We start from the raw sequence: 5,301 nt of genomic DNA, 5'->3' as shown, positions 1-5,301 counted from the left end.
GGCCGGCAGGGCGGCCGCCATCAGCGGCTGCGGTGTCGTGCCCGCGTCACCGCCGGTCGAGTCCGTCGAGCCACCGGTGGATCCGGTGGAACCCGTGCCGCCGGTGGACCCCGTCGAACCCGTGGATCCGGTGTCACCGGTTGAGCCCGTGGAACCCGTCGAGCCGGTGGCGCCCGTCGATCCGGTCGAACCCGTCGACCCGGTCGAACCGGTGGAACCCGTCGAGCCGGTGGAACCCGTCGCGCCGGTCGAACCCGTCGACCCGGTCGAACCCGTGGAACCGGTGCCGGCCTTCGAGGTCGTGCCCGACGTGCAGGTGACCGAGTTGCCGTCGGCGGAGCGCACGCAGTGCATCTGCGAGCTCGTGGTCGGTGTCGTGCTCGGGGTCTTTGTCGTCGTCTTGGCCGGCGTCGTCGTCCGGATGACGGTGGTGTGCGTGACCGAGGCGGCGGCGCGGGCGGCGGCCTGCTGTCGGGCGACCAGGGCGGCGTTGCGCTGCGCCTGGAGCTTCGCCTCGCGCACCTTGGCGTCGTAGATCGCCTTCTGGCGGAGGTACTCGCGGTAGGCGGCGAGGTACTTCGTGCGGTCGGCGACCGCCTTCTGCCACGCGAGCTCGGCCGCGACATACGTGTGGAACTGGGCGATGTCCGCCGGGGTCGCGCCGGTCGCCGTCGCGGCGGGACGAGCGGCCGGCCGCAGAGGTGCGGCGACCGCCACGGTCGGCAGCGACAGTGCGAGCGCGGTCACGCAGGCGACGAGGATCGCCGTGACACGAGTGTGCAGGCGATGCGTCAGCACCGACCGCGTCCGACCCGTTGGACGCGGCTTGCCTGCAGCCGTGTACGCGTGCACCAGAGCCCCCAAGCCCCCGAAATGCTGGTGACATGTCGCGCCGAAATCGCGACAGATGCGGGTCTACTCCTGCTCGTCGGCCGTCGTCAATACCCGCCGGCCAAGATTTTTCCGGCGTTCATCGGGCGATTGTCCCGCGTGAATCCGCGACTCGGGAGCATATGCCGCTGACGGAATGGGAGCGGTCGCATCGGATCGGGTCGAAGTCGCGGAATCCTCCGGCGTCATCGGTTGCAGAGCCCACTCACCTTCGGACGCCGCCGCGTCCATGGTCCGAGCGGCATGCATCCCCGGACCGGAAATCGGATGCGCTCGGCAGCGCACAATCGCTTCCGCCGGCGATGCGCGCACCGCGTCAGCCGGTGACGAAGGCGCGGTAGCGCTCGAGCGCAGCGCCGATCTCGGAGGCCGTCGCCGCACCGGGGGCGAGCAGCTCGGGCACCGGCTCATCGCCGTGACGACCGACGGCCGTCGACGCCACCCAGGACCCCACCACCTGGCCGTGCGCCACCAGGATCGGCCGCACCATGCCGTTCTTGCCGGGCCCGATCGGCGCCCGGAACTCGGGCGCGCACAGCGCGTCGCGGTCGGCGTAGGAGATGTAGTACTCCTCGAACGACGGCAGCGCGAAGACGGCCGGGGCATCCGGATCCGCCTGCGCGACCTCGGGTGCGACGAAGACGCCCTGGTCGACCTCGACCAGGTGCGCGGCGGCGGATTCCGCGGCCGCGCGCGCCGGGGTGAGCGCAAGCCCCGCCCACCACGCGAAATCCTCCGCGGTCGCGGGTCCGTGCGCGGCGACGAACCGCCGGAACAGGGCCGCCACCGGATCGGACGGCGTCGGAGCGCTCTGCGTCACCCAATCGTCGACGAGCACCACGTACTGCTCCCGCGTGACCCCGCTCCCGCGCGGCACGACGGGCCCCTGGCAGACGACCCCGTGCACCGCCAGCCCGTACAGCACGTTGCCGCCGCGCTGGTCGGCGGGGTCGACGCCGATCCCGCGCAGCACGTCGAACAGCTCCGCCCGGGTGAGACGTCCGCCGCCGGCGAGCGCCGCCCGCACCGCGGCCTCGCATCGGGCGAGCGTCGCCCCGTCGAGCCCGAGCCGGCGGTACTGGGGCGCGGCCTGCCGGTACTGGCGGTCGCCCGTGATGCCGACCACCCAGCGCAGATCCCGGGCCGGGATGATGTGCAGCGTGCCCCGCATCGTCCACGACCGCACGATCGTCCCGTCGTCGAACAGCGCGTCGACGTCGCGGATCGTCGGGCTCCCCGCCGTGCGGGATGCCAGCGCCCACCGGCCACCCCAGAACTCCTGGCTCTGCACGGCGAGCATGTGGTCCGCGGCTTCCGCCAGGGTCCGCGCGGGCGCCGTGAGCCGGTGCGATCGCAGCCGCAGCTCAGCGAGCCGGGCCTGCACCCCCGGTGCACTCACGGGTCGGGACTCGGCGACGGCATCCATTCCCGGAGTCTTGCACAGGCCCCCGACATCCACCCTCGCCCACCCCCGCTCGTTGAGGGAGCGAAGCGAGACGAAACGCCTCGCCCTCACGCGTCCAGGAACTCCCGCACCGCGGCACGGAACTCCGGGGTGTGCAGTGCCCGCAGGTGATCGCCGGGAACCTCGACGAACCGGGCGTCGGGCACCGTGGCCGCGAGGTCCCCGAGACCCGTGGTCAGCTCGTCGTCCCGGCCGCGGATGAAGAGCACCGGCACGTCCGGCACCCTCACGGTGGGATCGAACGGTTCGGATGCCAGCCCCTCGATGAGGTTCAGCACGGCGACCGGCTCGAGCCCGGGCAGCCGCACCATGCCGAGGATCATGCCGGTGTACGGATCGGCCGGGGCGTCCCCGGTCGCGAGCGCGCCGCGCGCCGACACGAGGTCGACGAGCCCGAACGGCTCGAACGGGCTGAGGCCTCCGAGGACCGCGCGGCGCACCCCGCCCCGCGCGATGAGGTCCCACGACAGCCGCGACCCGAGCGAATACGCGACGACGTCGACGACTCCTCCGGCCGCGGTCACGACATCCTGCAGCAGATCGACGATCGCGCTCGTCGGGAACGGGGCGTCCGGCCGGAACGACGTGCCGTGTGCGGGCAGGTCGACGCGATACACCTCGCGGCCGGGCAGGATGCCGGCCCATTCGGCATCCGGCCAGTCCACCCGGCCGCGCGACGCGAGCCCGTGCACGAACAGCACGGGCGGACCGGATTCCGCATCCGTCGCGGGAACACGGTGCACATGCAGCGGGGCGGTCATGGGTCATCCCTTCAGGCGGGCGAAGAACCCGTCCAGGTGCCATCTTCCCGGGCCATCGAAGACGGAAGGGGACGGTCGCCGTTTTATTCTATTCTTGGAAGGAATTCGTTCGCCGCTCCTCTTGTGTATCTCAAAGCTTTGTTCTATTATCGACGCATGGAGCCGGATCCGCACAGCTACCCAGAGGAGTGGGAGCCAGTGGAGTGGGCGCCGGACGGCATCGACCTGCTGCGGGACACCGAGAAGATGCTCAGCATCTACGAGGCGCAGCGCCTGCGGCACATCGAAGCCCTGCGTCTCGAGGCCGTCACCGAGGCGGCCGGCCACGGCCTGACGTCACCGGATGTCGCGGAGCGCTCGCTGCGGCTGGAGCTCGCCCTCGCGATGCGGGTCTCCGAGTACACCGCCGGAGCACTCATGGTGAGGGCGCAGTCGCTCGTGCACCGCTATCCCGCCGCATTGGAGTCCCTGTCGTACGCGGGCATGACCACGCAGCATGCCGCGTACCTGGTGACGGTGCTCGACAGCGTGCTCCCCGAGGTGCGAACTCGCGTCGTGCAGCGCGCGATCGCGCTCGCTGAGACGGAGCCGGTGGGCGTGTTCAAGCGCAAGCTCGCGCAGCTCGTCGAGCAGGCGCAGGCGCCGACGATCATCGAGCGGCACGAGGCCGCCCTGAAACGGCGGCGGGTGTGCGTCGAGGACGACCTCGACGGCATGGCGTGGCTGCACGCGTATCTCCCCGCCGTCGAGGCGCATGCGATCCACGGACGCATCACGGCCATCAGCAAGGCGGTCCTCCGCAGCAAGCCAGCGCACGCAGAGCCGGGCAGCGCGACGGACGCCGTTCAGCCGGACGCCGCGCAGAAGGATGCCGCCCAGAAGGATGCCGCCCAGCCGGATGCGGTCCAGGATCGTGCGCCGGATGACGGACGCACGCTCGATCAGGTCCGCGCCGACGTGCTCGGCGACCTCCTCATCGACGGAACCACGCCATCGCATCCCGAGGCGGCTCGCGGCATCCGCGCCGAGGTCATTGTCACCGTCCCGGCGCTGTCACTCCTCGACGATTCGCACGCGGCCGGCGCCGAACCGGCGGTGGTCGAAGGCGTCGGCCCCATCCCCATCACCCGGGCACGGGAGTTGTGCGGGGACTCCGGCGATTGGATGCGCATCCTCACCCATCCGGAGACGGGGATGGTGGTCTCGGTCGGGCGCGACAGATACCGGCCGCCCGCCGCGATCCGCAGGCTGGTGAGGTGGCGGGCAGGACGATGCATCGCGCCCGGCTGCGGCATGCCCGCAGACCGCTGCGAGCTGGATCATCGCGTCGAATGGGCTGAGGGCGGCGAGACCTCGGTCACCAATCTCGACCCGCTCTGCAAAGGCCATCACGTGGTGAGACACAACTCCCGGTGGAAGCTCGAACGCCTCGATGACGGCACGATCCGGTGGACGAGTCCGGCCCGTCGCGCCTATCTCGTCGAGCCGGAGCGGCGCGTCCCCGCGTTCATCCCGCCGCCCGACCCCGAGCCGGCTCCGTTCTGAGCAGCCGGCTCGGGCTCGAGCCGCGGCATCCGCCGGTCACCCGACCGCCGGCCCCCTGACCGCCGGTCTACGGCCAGTCGAACCCGGAGCACGATCCCCGGCTGATGTACGTCGAGGTGACGTCGCCCGCTGCGTCGATGAGGTCGGAGCTCCAGATGCGCACCTTGCCGGCGACTCCCCCGCCGTCCGCGTATCGCACCGTCAACACGGAACCCCCGTGATCCCACGACGTCATCGCGTTGCGCACGACCGCCTGGCTGCTCGACGTGCCGCTAAGCACATAGTCGGTCCCGAGCTCGTCGGTGAGGGTGACGTTCCGGTAGACGATGGTCTGCGTGTAGTGCCAACCGCCGAGCGCGTCCGTGTGGCTCTGCATGCTGAGCTTCTCGGTGCCGCCGGTGACGGCCAGGGTGTGGTCGCCGCACGGCAGGATGACGTTCGCCATCGAATACTCGTCGTGCGAGTTCGTGTGCCCGGTGGCAGCGGCATTCGCCGGCGCGGCAGCCAGCAGCATCCCACCGGCCATGACGGCCGCCGCGAAGCCGCAGCGGAGGACGAGTCGTTTCATGGGTTCCCTTCCGGGCCGTGTCCGCGCCCCGATGCACGGTCTGCGTCCAGGTCTACACCCGCGACTCAGAC

Annotated in this window: 5 protein-coding genes; 1 reads left to right on the top strand and 4 read right to left on the bottom strand. The window is 71.2% G+C overall.

Translation table 11 applies throughout. The features are described from left to right. The 3 genes from VJR25_RS07330 to VJR25_RS07320 form a co-directional block, all read right to left on the bottom strand. On the bottom strand, positions 1–747 hold a 747-nt coding region (locus VJR25_RS07330), incomplete at its 3' end, for a hypothetical protein (RefSeq protein ID WP_324114081.1). A 460-nt stretch (positions 748–1,207) separates the two neighbouring features. After that, on the bottom strand, positions 1,208–2,317 hold the full coding sequence (locus tag VJR25_RS07325; protein WP_324114079.1) for a winged helix DNA-binding domain-containing protein: 1,110 nt from the start codon (positions 2,315–2,317) through the stop codon (positions 1,208–1,210). An 86-nt stretch (positions 2,318–2,403) separates the two neighbouring features. Next, the gene (locus tag VJR25_RS07320; RefSeq protein ID WP_324114077.1) at positions 2,404–3,117 is read right to left on the bottom strand and encodes an alpha/beta fold hydrolase; all 714 of its coding nucleotides are present in this window, start codon (positions 3,115–3,117) and stop codon (positions 2,404–2,406) included. 156 nt (positions 3,118–3,273) lie between these two features. Here VJR25_RS07320 and VJR25_RS07315 point away from each other — a divergent pair, with 156 nt between their 5' ends. Then, positions 3,274–4,662, top strand: a complete 1,389-nt coding sequence (locus VJR25_RS07315; protein WP_324114075.1) for an HNH endonuclease — start codon at positions 3,274–3,276, stop codon at positions 4,660–4,662. A 67-nt stretch (positions 4,663–4,729) separates the two neighbouring features. On the opposite strand, the gene VJR25_RS07310 is transcribed toward VJR25_RS07315, so the two are convergent. Beyond that, positions 4,730–5,230 carry a hypothetical protein gene (locus tag VJR25_RS07310; protein WP_324114073.1) on the bottom strand — a complete coding sequence of 167 codons (501 nt, stop codon included), beginning with the start codon at positions 5,228–5,230 and terminating at the stop codon, positions 4,730–4,732. Positions 5,231–5,301: the final 71 nt, after the last annotated feature.

The organism is Microbacterium sp. (genome assembly GCF_035277845.1).
Lineage (GTDB): Bacteria > Actinomycetota > Actinomycetes > Actinomycetales > Microbacteriaceae > Microbacterium.
Note: the sequence above shows the minus strand (reverse complement) of the source record. Positions and strands in the feature narration are given on the sequence as shown.